This window comes from Muriicola jejuensis, assembly GCF_010671595.1.
Lineage (GTDB): Bacteria > Bacteroidota > Bacteroidia > Flavobacteriales > Flavobacteriaceae > Muriicola > Muriicola jejuensis.
Map to the genome: position 1 here is coordinate 598,910 of NZ_JAABOP010000002.1, position 17,298 is coordinate 616,207.

Consider the following 17,298-nt stretch of genomic DNA (forward strand, 5'->3'; position numbering starts at 1 on the left):
TACTTTTGCTGCTTAGAACACCAATGATATGACCACAGTGGAGAGGAAGTATGTTTTTGATTTTGACAGTACGCTGACCAGGGTGGAGGCCCTGGATGTGCTGGCTGAGATGACCCTGCAGGGTCGCGCAGACCGGGAGGAGATCATCAAAGAAATACAGCACATCACCAACCTCGGTATCGATGGGGATATTTCATTTACGGAATCCCTAGAGCGCAGGATAAAGCTGCTGAAGGCAAACAGGAAACACCTCAATCCACTGGTGGAAGAACTCAGAAAGAAGATCTCCAAATCCATCGCCTCCAACAAAGAATTCTTCGAGAAATATTCCAAGGATATCTACGTAATCTCCTGTGGCTTCAAGGAATTTATTGACCCAATCGTGGAAGAATACAATATCCCTTCCGAACGCGTATACGCGAATACCTTCACCTTTGACGAGGAAGGCAATATCACAGGTTTTGACGAGGAGAACGTGCTGGCCAGCCACAACGGCAAGATAGCCTGCCTCGAGCAACTCGATCTGGATGGAGAAGTGCAGGTGATCGGCGACGGGTATAGTGATTACGTGATGCGGGAGGCCGGAATCGCCCACAAATTCTTTGCCTATACCGAGAATGTTCACAGGGAAAAGGCGGCGTCCAATGCAGACCATATTGCCCCAAACCTCGATGAATTCCTCTTTGTGAACGACCTGCCGAGAAACCTTAGCTATCCCAAGAACCGGATCAAGATCCTCCTGCTTGAAAACGTACATCCCATCGCCTTTGACAACCTGTCCGAAGACGGTTTTTCCGTGGAACTTATAGACCGCAGCCTCTCCGAAGAGGAACTGATCGAAAAGATCAAGGGGGTGCACGTACTCGGGATACGTTCCAAGACCCAGATCACCCCAAGGGTCCTCGATGCGGCGAACAAACTCCTCGTAGTTGGCGCGTTCTGTATAGGGACCACCCAGATAGATCTGCATTATTGCCAGAAAAAGGGTGTGGTGGTTTTCAACGCCCCCTACAGCAATACCCGATCCGTGGTAGAATTGGCCGTGGGCCAGATCATCATGCTCATGAGGAGTATTTTTCCTAGGAGCGTGGAGATCCACAATGGGCAATGGAACAAGACCGCTGAGAACTCCAGGGAGGTGAGGGGTAAGAATTTGGGGATCGTGGGATACGGCAACATTGGGAAACAGCTTTCAGTCCTTGCTGAGGCCATGGGAATGCGGGTCTATTACTACGACCTGGAAGACCAGCTGGCCCTGGGCAACGCCAAGAAGTGCAATACGCTCGAAGACCTGCTCAATGTCAGTGATGTGGTTTCCCTACACATAGACGACAGCATTTCCAACCATAATTTCATAGGGGAAAGGGAGTTCCGGCAAATGCGTGACGGGGCCTATTTTATTAACCTCTCACGTGGGTTTGTGGTCGATATACCGGCTCTCGAAAAAGCGCTTAAAGAGGGAAAACTGGCAGGTGCGGCAGTGGATGTCTTTCCCGATGAGCCCAGGAGTAATGGACCGTTTACTACCCCCCTGCAAGGGATCCCCAACGTGATCCTCACACCGCATATAGGCGGAAGTACGGAAGAGGCCCAGATGAATATAGCCGATTTTGTCCCGAATAAGATCATGGATTACATCAACTCCGGAAACACGGTAGATGCCCTGAACTTCCCCAATATCCGTTTGCCGAAACAGAACAATGCCCATCGATTCCTGCATATCCACAGGAACCTTCCCGGTGTGATGGCCCATATCAACGAGGTCCTGGCACATTATGAGATGAATATTTCCGGACAGTACCTCTCTACGAACCGGGAACTTGGATACGTGATTACGGATCTCGACAAGGATTACAACAAAGAAGTGATCAAAGCGCTCCGGAAGGTGGAACACACTATCAAGTTCAGGGTCCTCTACTGATGGTGGTAGGATTCGTTCCTAAGGATGGTGAAGGCTCTGTATAATTGCTCTAAAAAGATCAGACGTACCATCTGATGGGAAAAGGTCATGGGGGAGAGACTGATCCGCCCATTCGCCCGGTCATAGACCTGTTCGCTGAAACCAAAAGGTCCGCCTATGACAAAGACGAGCTGGCGCGTCCCGGCGTTCATGTATTTTTGAAGTTCGGTCGAAAATTCCACAGAGCTGTAGCTTTTGCCGTTCTCATCCAGTAGTAGCACCGTATCTGATTCGCTGATCCCTGATAAAATGACCTCCCCTTCCTTTTGTTTTTGTTCAGGGATTGAACGGTTACGCACATTTTTCGGCGGCAGGATGGTCTCCTGTTCGAACCTCACGTAATGTCCCAGTCTTTTCTGATATTCCTGAATCATGGACTGCAGCCCCCTGTGGTCTGTTTTGCCTACCACCAACAGTTTTATCTTCATAACCCAAAGGTAAAGTTTTCCCCTCTTCCGGTTTCTTCAGTGGCATTTGTTTTTACTAATTTTACGACAATTAAGACTACTACATGATTTCACAGCAGGCCTTGGAGCAGGAGATTAGATTGATCATCGAAAATGGGATCAGGGAAGATATAGGAGAAGGGGACCACAGTTCACTGGCCTGTATCCCTGAGGAGGCGACAGGGAAGGCGCGACTGCTGGTAAAGGACGAGTGCGTGATCGCCGGTGTGGACTTCGCCCGTCAGGTTTTTCAGTTCGTAGACCCGGGGCTGAAGATGGATGTGGTGGTAAAGGATGGTAGCAAGGTGAATTACGGGGATGTGGTCTTTTATGTCAGTGGTTCTTCCAGGAGCATCCTGATGGCGGAAAGGCTGGTCCTGAATGCCATGCAGAGGATGAGCGCCATAGCCACTAAAACCGCCCATTTTGTTTCATTACTGGAAGGGACGGGCACAAAGATCCTGGATACGCGGAAAACCACTCCCGGCTTAAGGGCCCTGGAAAAATGGGCGGTCAGAATAGGAGGGGGAGAAAACCATCGCTTCGCCCTTTATGATATGATCATGCTAAAGGATAATCACATCGATTTTGCTGGAGGTATCACGAAAGCGATCGAAAAGACAAAGGCGTATCTCAGGGAAAGGGACCTGGATCTCAGGATCATCGTGGAGGCCAGAAACCTCGCAGAAGTGGAGGAGATCCTGCGGTCGGAGAATATCTATCGCATCCTCCTCGACAATTTTAATTATGAGGACACCGTAAAAGCCGTAAAGATGATAGGCGGGCGCTGCCTGACCGAGTCATCCGGTGGAATTAGCGAATCTACCTTGAGGAAATATGCAGAATGCGGGGTGGATTACATTTCGTCCGGCGCACTTACCCACTCGGTCAGCAACAAGGATCTCAGCCTTAAAGCGGTATAAATGACGAAGGAGGTTGAAGACAAACTCGAGAAAATACCGATCCTTAACTGGGTCGTAAGTATACTCAAAAAGATCAAACTAGGGGGCAATCACGGGTTGTCACTTTACGACCTTCTGGAGATGTACATCATCGGGATCGCACAGGGAGCCCTCTCCACCCGGGCCAGTTCCATCGCCTTCAGTTTGTTCATGGCTCTTTTTCCGCTTTTGATCTTTTTGATCACCCTCATTCCATTCGTCATCCCCCTGGTGAGTGTAGGGAACCAGGATTTTGACGCTCAGTTCCTCAGGTTCCTCGAATCTTTTCTGCCGACAGCCACGGGGGAGTATTTCGGGGAGATCTACACACAGATCAAGGACCAGAAACAGGGCGGGTTGCTCTCTTCGGCATTCGTCCTATCTATTTTCCTGATGACCAATGGGGTGAATGCCATTTTCGGCGGATTTGAATCCTCTTATCACATCATCCTCACCCGCAATTTTTTTAAACAGTACGCCTATGCCCTGATGGTGGGTATCATACTATCCCTCTTGCTCATCGTGGGAGCCGTGGCCTTTGTGTATTTTGAATACACCCTGGAATACCTCAACGTTTGGGCGTCTGAATCGAGCGGTGTGGCGCCTAACCCCAACGAACTGGTGGGGGCAAGGGCCGGAAAGGTCCTCTTTTATGCCATTCTTTCCTATTTGACAACAGCGATCCTCTATTATTTTGGCACCGCTCAGGGAAAACAGGCGCGATTCTTCTCCTACGGAGCCCTTATGACCACCCTGCTCTTTTTGCTGACCTCCTACCTATTCGGGGTGTATATCGAAAAATTCGCAAGGTATAATGAGCTTTACGGGGCTTTGGGGGGATTGCTCATTCTCATGGTCTATATTTGGTTGAATTCGAACATCCTCCTGCTTGGATTCGAATTGAATGCCACGCTGACGAAGCTGAGAAAGAATGTTGAGAAAAAGGACGAAGATGCGTAATATTCTTCTGCCCGTGCTGTTTTTTTTCCTATGGCTTTCCGAGGTAAGTAGCCAGGAGATCGTGGGTTACTGGAAGACCATTGACGAGGTCACGGAACAACCCAAGTCCATCCTGGAGATCTATAAGGAGGATGAAGGCCTTTCTGCCAGAGTTGTGGAGATCCTCGTAGAAGGCCGGGAAGACGCCCTCTGCATCAAGTGTGACGGCCCGCAAAAGAACCGGCCGATCAAGGGAATGAGGATCTTCAGCGGCCTGAAAAAGGTAGATGAAGACACCTACGGGGATGGTGAGATCCTCGACCCGGAGACGGGGAAAAAATACCGGGTTCGGATCTGGTTAGACTCCGAGAGACCGGAGCGACTCAAAGTGAGGGGCTATATCGCCTTCTTTTTCAGGACCCAGACCTGGAAGAGGGTATCCCCTTAAGTAAAACCTATGGAACAATTCGTTGACGTCGTACTGCCCATCCCACTGGAAAGGCTCTTCACCTACAGGTTGCCAGGGGATCTCGCTGCCAACCTGAAACAGGGGATGCGCGTAGCCGTACCATTCGGCAAATCCAAGATCTATACAGCCCTGGTTTTCAGGGTCCATCAGGAACCTCCAACGGCCTATGATCCTAAGGAGATCCACGAGGTAATTGACGAGGTACCTCTGGTGAATAACATACAGATGGAGCATTGGCAGTGGATTGCCACCTATTACATGTGTACCCTCGGAGAAGTATTCCGAACGGCCGTTCCAGGTGCCTTCCTGCTCGAGAGTGAGACCCTGGTCCTAAAAGGGGAGGAAAAGGAATGGGAGGATGAGGAGGTAAGTGACCAGGAGTTCCTGGTACTCGAGGCCCTGGAGCACCAGACCTCCCTGAAAATCGGCGATGTATGTGATATACTGGAACGCAAGACCGTATTGCCTCTGCTTCACCGCATGTATGAAAAAGGATGGATCCAACTCAGGGAAACCCTTCACAGTCAGTACAAACCAAAATACATAAGGTCCGTTACCCTTCATCCGAAGTACGAATCTGAAAAGGACCTGAACGATCTGCTCGATGAGCTCAACAGGGCCCCCAAACAACGGGAGGTCATACTTACACTTTTTCAGCATCAGGCTACTGAAAGGATACCTATCGAAATCATTGAGTTGCAGAAAAAAAGCCGGGTTTCTGCAGGTGTGATCCGCGGGCTCCTGGACAAGGATATCCTTCAAGAAAAAAAGATCAGAACAGACAGGATCACGTACGAAGGGGATGAGGGAGTATTGACGCAACCCGAATTAAGCGATTTTCAGCAAAAGTGCCTGGGAGAGATCAGGGATTCCTTCCGGGAGTTAGACGTCACCCTCTTACAGGGGGTTACCTCCTCAGGCAAAACAGAGGTCTACATGAAATTGATGGAGACCTTTCTCTCCCAGGGTAAACAGGTGCTGTACCTCCTGCCGGAGATCGCCCTGACCACCCAGCTCATCTCCCGTCTCCAGGCCTGTTTCGGCAGCAGAGTCTCGGTATTCCATTCCAGGTTCAGCCTTAATGAGCGCGTCGAGGTCTGGAACAATGTGAGGAGGAATGAAGAGAAGGCCCAGGTGGTCATCGGCGCCAGGTCTTCCCTTTTTCTGCCCTTTGAAAACCTCGGGTTGGTCATTGTGGATGAGGAGCATGAGAACTCCTTTAAACAATTCGATCCGGCACCCAGATACCACGCAAGGGACGCAGCCATTGTACTGGCTACCCTCCACGGAGCCAAGGTACTGTTGGGATCAGCCACACCCAGTCTGGAAAGCTATTACAATGTAAGGACCGGAAAATACGGGCATACCGTCATGAATTACCGGTACGGAGGTGTTCAGATGCCTGCAGTGGAACTGGTCGATATCAGGGATGCCTCGAGACGGAAGCGGATGAAAGGCCATTTTTCGGAGAAACTGATCGCTGGGATACAAGAGACCTTGTCCCTGCGAGAGCAGGTGATTCTTTTCCAGAACAGAAGGGGATACGCTCCTATCGTGGAATGTATGACCTGTGGACACGCCCCCCAATGTCCCAACTGCGATGTAAGCCTCACTTACCATCAAAGTAGAAATGAACTCAGGTGTCATTACTGCGGATATCATGAAAAAATGATGGTGCAGTGCATGGCCTGCGGCAATGCCACCCTGGATACGAAAGGCTTCGGGACAGAACAAATCGAGAAGGAATTGAAGGAGCTGTTTCCCGAGGCCAGGACAGGAAGGATGGACCTCGACACAACCCGTGGTAAATTTGCATACGAAAAGATCATCTCAGGGTTTGCATCCGGGCAGTTCGATATCCTGGTGGGCACACAGATGGTCACCAAAGGTTTGGATTTCAGGCATGTGAACCTGGTAGGGATCATGAACGCCGATGCCTTGCTCAATTTTCCTGACTTCAGGGCCCATGAACGCAGCTACCAGCTGCTTACACAGGTAGCGGGCAGGGCGGGGCGGACCGAGAAACAGGGGACGGTACTGATACAGACATACAACCCCCAGAATCCGGTACTCAGGCAGGTCGTTTCAGGAGATTATATCGGCATGTATGAGGAACAACTTTCACAGCGTAGTGAATACCGGTATCCTCCGGTGAACAGGATCATCAGGATCAGCTTTAAACACAAGGGTTACAGCACCTTGAACGAGGCTGCTGCCTGGTTCGGAAAAGCGTTGAGGAATGCCTTTGGTGAACAGGTTCTGGGACCGGAGTTTCCCCCTGTTGCGAGGATCAGGAACCAATTCATAAAACAGGTACTGGTTAAGATACCCAGGGATCGATCCCTGGCCCAAACAAAAAATAGCATCAAAAGAATCGAGAATTCCTTTAATGCTATTTCCCAGTACAGAAGTGTGCGTGTGATCTACGACGTAGACTACTTTTGAAATTCTCAGACGTTGCTGAGAGCCTCGGCCAGTTCTGTTTTCTTATTTCGGCTTAAGGGGATGGACCTGCCGCTCACCTCAACGTTCTTACTGTTGAATTTTTCAATCTTCTCCAGATTTACAATGTAGGATTTGTGTATCCTTAGGAATTTATCCGGCGGTAATTGTTTCTCAAATGCCTTCATGGTGGAGAGGATCACGATGTTGGCCTCATCCGTAACGAGTTTGATATAATCACCAAGGGCTTCTATCCATTTGATGTCATTGAGAATGACCTTTCGTTTTTTGAGGTTGCTCTTGACGAAGATGTGCTCTTCATCCTCAGCCACCTGGTTCAATTGCTCGTACTTGGTGACCGCCCTTTTTACCGATGCGTCGAAACGCGCCATGGTGATGGGTTTGTGCAAATAATCCGTTACGTCGTAATCGAAGGCTTTAAGGGCATAATCGGGCTTTCCGGTGATCAGGATGACCTGCGGACTGTTTTCCAGTGACTCCAGCAAGTCGAATCCGCTTATGATCGGCATCTCAACATCCAGAAAGATGAGGTCAATTTCATTGTTCTTGATGCCGTTCTTGGCTTCGATTGCATTGCTGTACTCCGCAACCAGGGCTAAATTCGGATGATTATTCACCAATTTTGCAACTGCCATACGCTGCATAGATGAATCATCAACAACTATACTTCTTAATTTCATAAAGGGTTGATTTGTGGGGTTAAATCATCGACAAAGTACTTAAAAAACTAGTTCAACTGCAACTAAAGTTGTGAACAAATCCCATTGATACTCAGACGGTGATGCGCATAATTTAGGTTTATAGGTTAAGTTCGATTTGAGCGATTATAGTACCAATAACGAAGAAAAGTTTAATTTCTTGTAAATCGAAGGAAGAATTATTACTTTTGCGCTCCTAAAAATCTATATATCAATATGAATCATTACGAAACTGTTTTCATTTTAAATCCCGTTCTATCTGATGTTCAGATAGAGGAAACAGTTAAGAAATTCGAGGATTTCTTAATTAAGAATGATGCCAAAATGGTGTCGAAGGAAAATTGGGGCCTGAAAAAACTGGCATATCCCATTCAGCACAAGAAAAGTGGATTCTACCACTTGTTCGAATTTACGGCTCCCGGAGAGGTCATTGCTGCCTACGAGCAGGAATTCAGGAGAGATGAGCGCATCATGCGCTTTCTGACCGTAAAATTAGACAAGCACGCCATCGAGTGGGCTGAGAAGAGAAGGAATAAACTTAAAGCTAAAGCGTAAGGGACATGGCAACATTACAACAACAGGCCAAAGGCAAGAAAGACGGGGAGATCAGATATCTGACCCCTCTGAACATCGAGACCAACAAGCAAAAGAAATACTGCCGGTTTAAAAAATCCGGAATCAAGTATATCGATTACAAGGATCCCGATTTCCTGATGAAACTCGTGAACGAGCAAGGTAAACTGCTTCCCAGGAGGCTTACCGGTACTTCCCTGAAGTATCAGCGCAAAGTAGCTCAGGCGGTAAAAAGGGCGAGACACCTGGCCCTCATGCCGTACGTTGGTGATTTATTAAAATAAAAAGGAGAAGATCATGGAACTTATTTTAAAGGAAGATGTACAGAATCTGGGATTTAAGGACGATGTGGTGACCGTTAAGAACGGCTACGGCAGGAACTACCTGATCCCGAAAGGACTTGCTACCATGGCTACTCCCTCTGCCAAAAAAGTGTTGGCGGAGAACCTGAAGCAAAAAGCGCACAAGGAGAAGAAGATCGTGGATGCTGCTAACAAGACTGCAGAAGCACTCAAGCAACTCGAAGTGAAGATTTCAGCCAAGGTTGGGGCCGCTGACAAGCTGTTTGGATCGGTTACCAATGCCGATGTTGCGGACGCACTGGCCAAAGAGGGTCATGAGATCGATAAGAAATACATCATGATCAAGGGAGGCTCCATCAAAAGGGCCGGGCCTTATGAGGCTCAGATCAGACTGCACCGAGACGTGATAGTGGACTTCAATTTTGAGGTGATCGCAGAACAGAAATAAGCGTTCTCTCAGAAGGAGAAAAAATAAAAGGGCCATGGAAATCATGGCTCTTTTTTTTTGCTATCTTGAATCCTTTAAGAACCAACACTATAATTATGAAAAAACTACTTTTAGCAGTCTGCTTCCTGATCGCTTTTGTCACTGTTTCCTGGTCCCAGATAACTACGGCAGATATCAGGGGGACGGTGTATGAAGGGGACAATCAGCCTCTTTTTGGGGCTAACATCGTGGCCGTTCACACACCCACAGGAACCAAGTACGGAACGGTGAGCAACGAGGACGGCCGGTATAACCTGCCCAACCTGCGGGTAGGAGGCCCCTACGAGATCACGGTTTCCTATGTGGGGTACAAAACCCAGGTACAGAACGGGGTCTACCTCTCTCTCGGGCAGACAACGATCCTGGAATTCAGCCTCATTTCAGAAAGTCAGGCTCTGGATGAGGTCGTGGTGGTCTATGATCAAACAGGAACTTTTGGAAGTGATCGCACGGGGGCGGAGACCAGTGTAGGCCGCAGGGAACTTACCCGGCTGCCAACAATTTCCAGGTCTGCGAGTGATTTTATAAGACTGGACCCTCAGGCGTCGTCAGGAGCCTCGGGCCTGTCCTTCGGAGGGCGGAATGACCAATACAACAATTTCTCCTTGGACGGGGCCATCTTCAACAACCCGTTTGGGCTGGATGCGGCTACCCCGGGTGGGCAGACCAACGCCCAACCCATTTCCCTGGATGCCATTGACCAGATCCAGGTAACGACCGCCCCATATGACGTCACACAATCGGGGTTTACCGGGGCCTCTGTCAATGCCGTAACCAAAAGCGGAACGAACGAATTCTACGGCACTGCCTATGGGTTTTTTCGCAATGACGACCTGACCGGAGGCAAGATCAACGGGGACGATGTGTTTAAGACCGGACTGGAGCAATACCAGTATGGGTTCAGCCTGGGTGGGCCCATCGTAAAGAACAAACTCTTCTTCTTTGTCAACTTCGAGCGGGATGAATTAACTGAGCTCGGCACCGATGGCTTTGTGCCCAATACAGGTACGGGGGATATCAACGAGAGCAGGGTCACCCTGTCTGATTTCCAGTTGGTCGACAACTTACTGAGGCAGGTCGTCATAGGCCAGAATGCACAAGGAGACGATATTTTTTACGATCCCGGAAGATTCCAGGGTTTTAATTTTGACCAGGAATCTACCAAGGGCATCATTAAATTCGACTGGAACATCAACGATAATAACCGCCTCGCGGTCATCTACAATTTTCTCGATGCTTCCAAGGGCAAACCGGCCAACCGGGATGCCATTACCTTCAGAGGGCCCAATACCCAGACCCTGCAGTTTGAGAATGCCGGATACGAGATCAACAACAAGATCAATTCAATCCAACTCGAATTGAACTCAAGACTCTCTGATGAGGCGACCAACAAACTGCAGGTGGGCTACACCCATTTCGACGATTTCAGGAACCCGTTTTCCACGCCTGCTCCCAGCATTGTGATCCTGGACGCCACAGGGAGTTCTAACTATATCATCGCAGGGCACGAACCTTTTTCCATCAACAACAGACTGGACCAGAAGGTCTTTCAGATCACAAATAACCTGAACTTCTTCAAGGGAGACCATACCTATACAATTGGGTTCTCCTTCGAGAAATTCCAGTTCGATAACTCCTTTAACCTGGGAGCTTATGGGGCACAAGGTGTCTTTTTCCCTACCACCACCATCACGGATTTTCCCAATTTTGCCAGTTCAGGTCAATTGCAGGCTGCCTTTGATTCTGCTATCAACGCAGACCGGGCCTTCAATGCCAACGGGACAGGAAACCCCGGTGGATGGGCGCTTTCCGAGACCAATGTGGGACAACTCTCTTTTTATCTCCAGGACGAATGGGATGCAACAGAAAATTTCAAGCTTACTTACGGGGTGAGGTTCGACAAACCTCTGTATTTCGACACGGCTGAGAAGATCAGGGAGAATATACAGCGCAAAGGAGGGGCTTCCGGTACCTATATCCCCTCCATTCAATACTTTGATCCGGAAACAGGGGATCCCGTTTTCCTCGATTCCGAAGTGCTGCCTAACAACAGGTTCCTCGTATCACCAAGGGTCGGATTCAACTGGGATGTGAACAATGATAATTCCCTCCAGATCAGGGGTGGTTCAGGGCTGTTCACAGGCCGTTTCCCCTTTGTGTGGCTGGGCAACCAGACACAGGCGGTCGACTTCTTCTTTTACCAAATCGTAGATCCGGAATTCCAGTGGCCGCAGGTATGGAGGACCAACGTGGGGGTCGACAAGAAATTTGACAACGGCCTGATCCTTACCGCCGATGTGTCCTTCACCAAGGATATCAATGCGGCCCATGTACAGAACTGGGGGCTGGATACTCCTTCCGCTACCCTGAATGGGGTGGATAACCGGGCCGTATATACCAACGCCGACAAATCCCAGATCTTTGGAGGACCTACCAATGCCTACGTTTTCACCAATTCAGATAAAGGACGGATCTGGAACGCCTCCATTAAAGGACAGAAGAACTGGGACAACGGGTTGTACACCATGCTGGCCTACAGCTTCCTGAATGCCAAAGAGGTGAATTCCGTGGACGCGGAGATCACAGGGGATGCATTTGCCGGAAATGCCATCGTGGGGAATGCCAATAATGATGTACTTTCATTCTCCAGGTACGGAGACAATCACAGGATCATAGGAGTGCTCTCCAAGCAATTCAAGACGGGTACCACTATTTCCACCTTTTTTGAATACGCCAAAAGTGGGAGGTATAACTATATCTACGGGGGAGATATCAACAATGACGGTTCCAGCATCAACGATCTGATCTATATCCCGACGAGTTCAGAGATCGGGTCGATGACCTTTAGCGGTCCCGGACAGGCCGAGGCTTTTGAGGCCTTTATACAGCAGGACGACTACCTGAGTGGACGTCGCGGGCAATATGCCGAAAGATATGGTGCCCTTGCACCCTGGAGAAGCAGCTGGGATATAAAGATCCTTCAGGATATCAACATAACAGACAGGAATAAATTCCAGTTGAGCCTGGATATCCTGAATTTTGGAAACCTCCTGAATTCGAACTGGGGGGTGGTGGAAGGCCCGAGTTTTGACCAGTTGCTGGGGGTGACGGTTGATTCGAATAACAACCCTACCTACACCTTTGATCCAAGCAGGACGGACACTTTTGCGGCCATAACCAGCGCGGTTTCCAGATGGAGGGCCCAGGTGGGGGTACGCTATATCTTTAACTGAGGAAAAAACCTTAATTTTGGGCCGCCCTAAAAAGGCGGCCTTTTTTTATGAAATACACCCGATTGACTAAAGAGCAGTTAGAAGAATTACATCCTGAATTCATCAATTTCCTTGCGACCCAGTCCATAACGGCTTCGGAATGGGAAATGATCAAGACTAACAGGCCGCACGTGGCCGAAGAGGAGATCGACGTGTTCAGCGACCTGGTCTGGGAAGGGGTATTGCAGAAGGTACAGTACCTCGAGAATATTTCCGCCAATCATATGCACCTATTCTACCTCGCAGAAAAGGAAATGAAGCTGATCTCGGTAAAAGTGAGGAATCCGGGGATAGACCTTTCTACCTCAGAAGGGTTTGCCTGGTTTAAGAAGAACTGGCAATCCGACTATGTCGATTATCTGGTGGCCTCCAGGGCCTATTCAGAAGATGTCAGTGCGGATAAGTTCCGGCTTATTCAGGAAGGAGCGGTAATCACAAAAGGGGAGTTGTACCAATGGTTTGATAAAATCATAGAATAAGGCGATATTTGCCGAACTACCCTAGCATATGGCACAAAAACCCTCTATTCCCAAAGGCACCAGAGACTTCAGTCCGGCTGAGGTCGCTAAAAGGAACTACATTTTCGATACCATCCGGAATCAATTCGAGATCTATGGTTTTCAGCCCATAGAGACCCCCAGTTTTGAGAACCTGGAGACCCTGATGGGGAAATATGGGGATGAGGGTGACCGTCTCATTTTTAAGATCCTCAATTCAGGCGATTATTTAAATAAGGTGGATGACCGTACCCTTGAAGAAAAGGACGCAGCTGCCCTGACTCCCCAGATCTCTGAAAAGGCCCTTAGGTACGACCTTACCGTGCCCTTTGCCAGATATGTGGTGATGCACCAGAATGAGATCGATTTACCCTTTAAAAGATATCAGATCCAACCTGTGTGGAGGGCAGACCGGCCCCAAAAGGGGCGGTTCCGGGAGTTTTACCAGTGCGATGCAGATGTGGTCGGGCCCAGTTCCCTCCTGCAGGAAGTGGAATTGATCCAGTTGTACGATGCGGTTTTTGCGGATCTCGGTCTGGAGAAGGTCACCATCAAGATCAACCACAGAAAGATCCTGAGCGCGATTGCCGAAGTGATCGGTGCCCACGAACAACTGATCCCTTTTACGGTGGCCCTTGACAAACTGGATAAGATCGGGGAGGAGGGAGTCATACGGGAAATGGCCGCCTCCGGGATCAGTGAAGCTGCTATCAGGAAAGCCATGCCGTTATTCTCGATATCCGGCGACCAGGATCAAGCTCTGGGAGTACTCTCTGATTTTCTGAAGGAATCCAAGACAGGGGAGGAAGGCATAGAAGCTCTCCGAATGATCACGGCTACCATAGGTAAACTGGGTCTTTCCAGTTGCCGATTGCAAGTGGATGTCACCCTGGCCAGAGGGTTAAATTACTATACGGGGGCCATTTTCGAAGTATCAGCCCCTGAAGGGGTTCAAATGGGCTCCATCGGTGGGGGAGGCCGGTACGATGATCTTACAGGGATCTTCGGACTGAAGGATCTCAGCGGGGTGGGTATTTCCTTTGGCCTCGACAGGATTTACCTGGTGCTGGAAGAGCTCGGGCTCTTTCCGGAAACCGTAGAGGAATCGGTTCAAGTTCTCTTTGTCAACTTCGGTGAAAAAGAAGCTCTGGCGGCTCTGCCGCTGATCGGTGAACTGAGGAAGGCAGGGATCAAATCGGACCTATATCCCACAGACGCTAAACTTCAGAAACAGCTCAAGTACGCCAATAACAGAAAGATCCCCTATGTAGTGCTTTTGGGGAAGGACGAATTGGAGCAAAATACGGTGGTCGTAAAGGACATGGCAAAAGGCAGTCAGAAGACTTATGATTGGAAACATCTTCCGGAGTTTATCAAAACCTTATAGATTTCTTCTGATCGCACGGATGACGTCCCGGTAGTAAGATCCTTCATGAGGTACGTACACTTTATTATTCCCATTGGAAAACAGGTCCATTTCCCATTGATCAAGGGCCAGTAGCTTTATGTCGGCTACTTCCTCCTCCTGAATGCCGAGAGATGAAAGGGGCTGCCGCAGTTCGCACAGAAAGGTATGGTGGAATTCGCAGTCCAGTATACCATTTTCATGATGCTGGACCGACTTGAAAATTCCGACCGGGATGAGATCTCCGGCCTTTATCTTTAAACCTATTTCCTCCCTGACCTCCCTCAAAGCAGCCTGTTTGGCTTTTTCGCCGGCAACCGTATGACCCGCAACGGAAACATCCCACAGTCCGGGAAAGGTCTTTTTGGTCTGGGCGCGCTGCTGCAACAGCACTTCATTCTGGGAAGTAAAGAACCAGATGTGCACCGTTGGATGGAAAATACCCTTTAGATGTGCTTCCGACTTGAGGATACTTTTACCGGTTTGCCTCCCGTCTTGATCCAGTACATCTACCCACTCATCCATAATTTACAAACTTATTCGAGGCGGAGGCCTGGATTATACCAGACTCTTAATTGAAATAGCTAAAGGTCTCTCCGGGTTTGATCGTCAGAAGTGTTTCATAGATCAGGCGGATGACGTTCTCCACATCGTCCTTGTGAACGGTCTCCACCGTGGTATGCATATACCTCAATGGCAGGGATATCAGGGCAGAGGCCACTCCTCCGTTGCTATAGGCAAAGGCATCCGTATCTGTTCCGGTAGACCTGGAAGAGGCCATACGCTGAAACGGGATCTTTTTGGCTTCTGCCGTCTCGATAATGCGCTCTCTGAGTTTATTCTGTACTGCCGGAGCATAAGAGATGACCGGACCGGCACCCAACTCGGTGTGCCCCTGTGTCTTTTTGTCGATCATGGGCGTGGTGGTGTCATGGCAGACATCGGTCACTATAGCGGCATTGGGCCTGATAGTCTGGGTGATCATCTCGGCGCCCCTCAACCCGATTTCCTCCTGTACCGAATTGGTGACGTAGAGACCATAGGGCAACTTTACCTTATTTTCGTGCAACAGCCTGGCTACTTCGGCGATCATGAATCCACCCGCGCGGTTGTCGATGGCACGGCATACGAATTTGTTCTTGTTCAGGATATGGAACTGGTCCGGATAGGTGATCACACACCCCACGTGAACACCCAGTTGGAGTACTTCCTCCTTGTTCTTTGCTCCCACATCTATAAAGATGTTGTCGAGTTGAGGCGGTTTTTCCTTGCTCTTGTCCCGGGTGTGTATGGCCGGCCAGCCAAAAATACCTTTGACGATCCCTTTTTTGGTATGAATATTGACCCATTTCGATGGGGCGATCTGATGGTCGCTTCCCCCGTTGCGGATGACGTAGATCAGGCCTTCATCCGTAATGTAGTTCACATACCAGGAGATCTCGTCTGAGTGCCCTTCGATGACCACTTTGTAAGGAGCCTCCGGGTTGATCACGCCCACCGCGGTGCCGTAGGTGTCCGTGATAAAGGTGTCTACATAGGGTTTTAAATAATTCATCCAGAGCTTCTGGCCTTCCCATTCGTATCCTGTAGGGGAGGCATTATTCAGGTATTTTTCAAAGAAGTCTATGGATTTTTTAGTGAGTATTTTAGTGTTGCTCATGCAGGTTTATTATTTGCATACAAACTTAGCAATATTCACGTTTAATTAATAACCTTGAAAGCGCTTTATGATTAATTTTGACAAGGTAAAATTCATGGAGATGCGGCCGAAAATAAAATGTGCGGTATTCAGTGCAGTAATGATCATGACAGGCTTCCTGCAGGCTCAGGTGGAGGATCAGCCATTAGACTCCATACAGGAGAAACTGATCATTATGGAAGGGGATTCCCTGTTTCGGGCATCCATAGCGCTGGATGAGGTATTTCTATTCGGCAAGCTGGATTTCGATTCCTATGAGGATAAGCTTCGGTATTATATTCTCAAGAGAAAGACACTCAAGGTATACCCTTATGCCAAAATGGCTTCTGAAAGGCTGGTAAGTCTTACGGACAGTCTGGAACTTATCAAATCTAAGAGGAAGCAAAAGAAATACACCCGAAAAGTTCAAAAGTACATAGAGGAAGAGTTTTCGGAAGAGCTCAAGAAGCTGACCCGGACGGAAGGTCAGATCCTGGTAAAACTCATTTACCGTCAAACGGGGATGACTGCTTTTGATCTGGTCAAGGAATTGAGAAGTGGATGGAGGGCGTTTTGGTACAATACCACGGCAAAGATGTTCAAGATCAGTATTAAGGAAGAATTCAATCCCGAAGCCGTGCACGAGGATTACCTTATAGAGGACATTTTGCAACGCGCATTTGCGGAGAGAACACTGCAAAGGCAGGAGTCTGTTCTGGACTACGATTACGCTTCCCTGACCAATAAATGGGACCAGCGACAAAAACAGAAAAAATAGTTGCGCAAAAGGTCTACATCCCTTATCTTTATAAGCCTTTTTTACCAGGAAATACTGCAAAATCCTAGTTTTGAAGGCCTTAATTCAGGAGCCGAATTTTTTTCTTAAAAATACTTGAAAATATATTTTTAATTAAAAAAAGGGTTCTATATTTGCACCCGCTTAACGAGGGATCGTTGGGCGAGAAGAGTAAGAAAGACAAGTTCATTGATATATTGGTAGACAGCGAATTAAGCCATAGACGGCGCTTTAGGGTGTCGTTATATGGATTGATTAAGATTCTTTAAAGATTTAAGGAAACACAAAGAACCGTTTTGAGGCGGGACAGCTTTTGAGGGTTATTGCATTGATGAGATATTAATGTTATAACGATGAAGAGTTTGATCCTGG

16 protein-coding genes are annotated in these 17,298 nt (G+C 48.6%); 12 read left to right on the plus strand and 4 right to left on the minus strand.

Going from position 1 to position 17,298, the window contains the following annotated elements; translation table 11 throughout:
• Nucleotides 1-28 precede the first annotated feature (28 nt).
• Nucleotides 29-1,921, plus strand: coding sequence for a phosphoglycerate dehydrogenase (gene serA, locus GWK09_RS10770; protein WP_163693399.1), 1,893 nt, complete (start codon nt 29-31; stop codon nt 1,919-1,921).
• Here serA and rlmH read toward each other — a convergent pair.
• Entirely contained in the window at nt 1,915-2,388 is a 474-nt protein-coding gene (rlmH, locus tag GWK09_RS10775; protein WP_163693400.1) for a 23S rRNA (pseudouridine(1915)-N(3))-methyltransferase RlmH, read from the minus strand. The genes serA and rlmH overlap by 7 nt on opposite strands.
• 83 nt (nt 2,389-2,471) lie before the next feature.
• Between rlmH and nadC the strand changes: the two genes are divergently transcribed.
• From nadC to priA, 4 genes are read left to right on the plus strand one after another with little or no spacing between them, the layout of a single operon-like run.
• Nucleotides 2,472-3,329, plus strand: a complete 858-nt coding sequence (nadC, locus tag GWK09_RS10780) for a carboxylating nicotinate-nucleotide diphosphorylase (RefSeq protein WP_163693401.1) — start codon at nt 2,472-2,474, stop codon at nt 3,327-3,329.
• Nucleotides 3,330-4,307 (plus strand): YihY/virulence factor BrkB family protein, encoded by a 978-nt coding sequence (locus GWK09_RS10785; RefSeq protein ID WP_163693402.1) that lies wholly within the window; start codon nt 3,330-3,332, stop codon nt 4,305-4,307.
• Nucleotides 4,300-4,734, plus strand: coding sequence for a DUF2147 domain-containing protein (locus GWK09_RS10790; protein WP_163693403.1), 435 nt, complete (start codon nt 4,300-4,302; stop codon nt 4,732-4,734). The genes GWK09_RS10785 and GWK09_RS10790 overlap by 8 nt, the downstream gene beginning before the upstream one ends.
• A gap of 9 nt (nt 4,735-4,743) precedes the next feature.
• On the plus strand, nt 4,744-7,200 hold the full coding sequence (priA, locus tag GWK09_RS10795; protein WP_163693404.1) for a replication restart helicase PriA: 2,457 nt from the start codon (nt 4,744-4,746) through the stop codon (nt 7,198-7,200).
• Between the two features lie 5 nt (nt 7,201-7,205).
• Here the strand turns inward: priA and GWK09_RS10800 are convergent, their stop codons facing one another.
• Nucleotides 7,206-7,898, minus strand: coding sequence for a LytR/AlgR family response regulator transcription factor (locus tag GWK09_RS10800; RefSeq protein WP_163693405.1), 693 nt, complete (start codon nt 7,896-7,898; stop codon nt 7,206-7,208).
• Nucleotides 7,899-8,132: 234 nt separating this feature from the next.
• Between GWK09_RS10800 and rpsF the strand changes: the two genes are divergently transcribed.
• From rpsF to hisS, 6 genes are all read left to right on the plus strand, one after another.
• Nucleotides 8,133-8,471, plus strand: coding sequence for a 30S ribosomal protein S6 (gene rpsF, locus GWK09_RS10805; RefSeq protein ID WP_163693406.1), 339 nt, complete (start codon nt 8,133-8,135; stop codon nt 8,469-8,471).
• Between the two features lie 5 nt (nt 8,472-8,476).
• Entirely contained in the window at nt 8,477-8,773 is a 297-nt protein-coding gene (rpsR, locus tag GWK09_RS10810; protein ID WP_129604536.1) for a 30S ribosomal protein S18, read from the plus strand.
• Nucleotides 8,774-8,786: 13 nt separating this feature from the next.
• Entirely contained in the window at nt 8,787-9,239 is a 453-nt protein-coding gene (rplI, locus tag GWK09_RS10815) for a 50S ribosomal protein L9 (protein ID WP_163693407.1), read from the plus strand.
• A gap of 95 nt (nt 9,240-9,334) precedes the next feature.
• Complete coding sequence (locus tag GWK09_RS10820) at nt 9,335-12,511, plus strand: TonB-dependent receptor (protein ID WP_163693408.1); 3,177 nt, start codon at nt 9,335-9,337, stop codon at nt 12,509-12,511.
• A 47-nt stretch (nt 12,512-12,558) separates the two neighbouring features.
• Nucleotides 12,559-13,029, plus strand: coding sequence for a DUF6495 family protein (locus GWK09_RS10825; protein WP_163693409.1), 471 nt, complete (start codon nt 12,559-12,561; stop codon nt 13,027-13,029).
• Between the two features lie 28 nt (nt 13,030-13,057).
• Complete coding sequence (gene hisS / locus GWK09_RS10830; protein WP_163693410.1) at nt 13,058-14,434, plus strand: histidine--tRNA ligase; 1,377 nt, start codon at nt 13,058-13,060, stop codon at nt 14,432-14,434.
• On the opposite strand, the gene GWK09_RS10835 is transcribed toward hisS, so the two are convergent.
• Nucleotides 14,429-14,977: an NUDIX hydrolase gene (locus GWK09_RS10835; protein WP_163693411.1), complete on the minus strand. Its 549-nt coding sequence runs from the start codon at nt 14,975-14,977 to the stop codon at nt 14,429-14,431. The two genes, hisS and GWK09_RS10835, sit on opposite strands and share 6 nt — an antisense overlap.
• A gap of 46 nt (nt 14,978-15,023) precedes the next feature.
• Nucleotides 15,024-16,112, minus strand: a complete 1,089-nt coding sequence (locus tag GWK09_RS10840; RefSeq protein ID WP_163693412.1) for a M42 family metallopeptidase — start codon at nt 16,110-16,112, stop codon at nt 15,024-15,026.
• Between the two features lie 100 nt (nt 16,113-16,212).
• Here GWK09_RS10840 and GWK09_RS10845 point away from each other — a divergent pair, with 100 nt between their 5' ends.
• On the plus strand, nt 16,213-16,908 hold the full coding sequence (locus tag GWK09_RS10845) for a DUF4294 domain-containing protein (RefSeq protein ID WP_163693413.1): 696 nt from the start codon (nt 16,213-16,215) through the stop codon (nt 16,906-16,908).
• Nucleotides 16,909-17,298 lie beyond the last annotated feature (390 nt).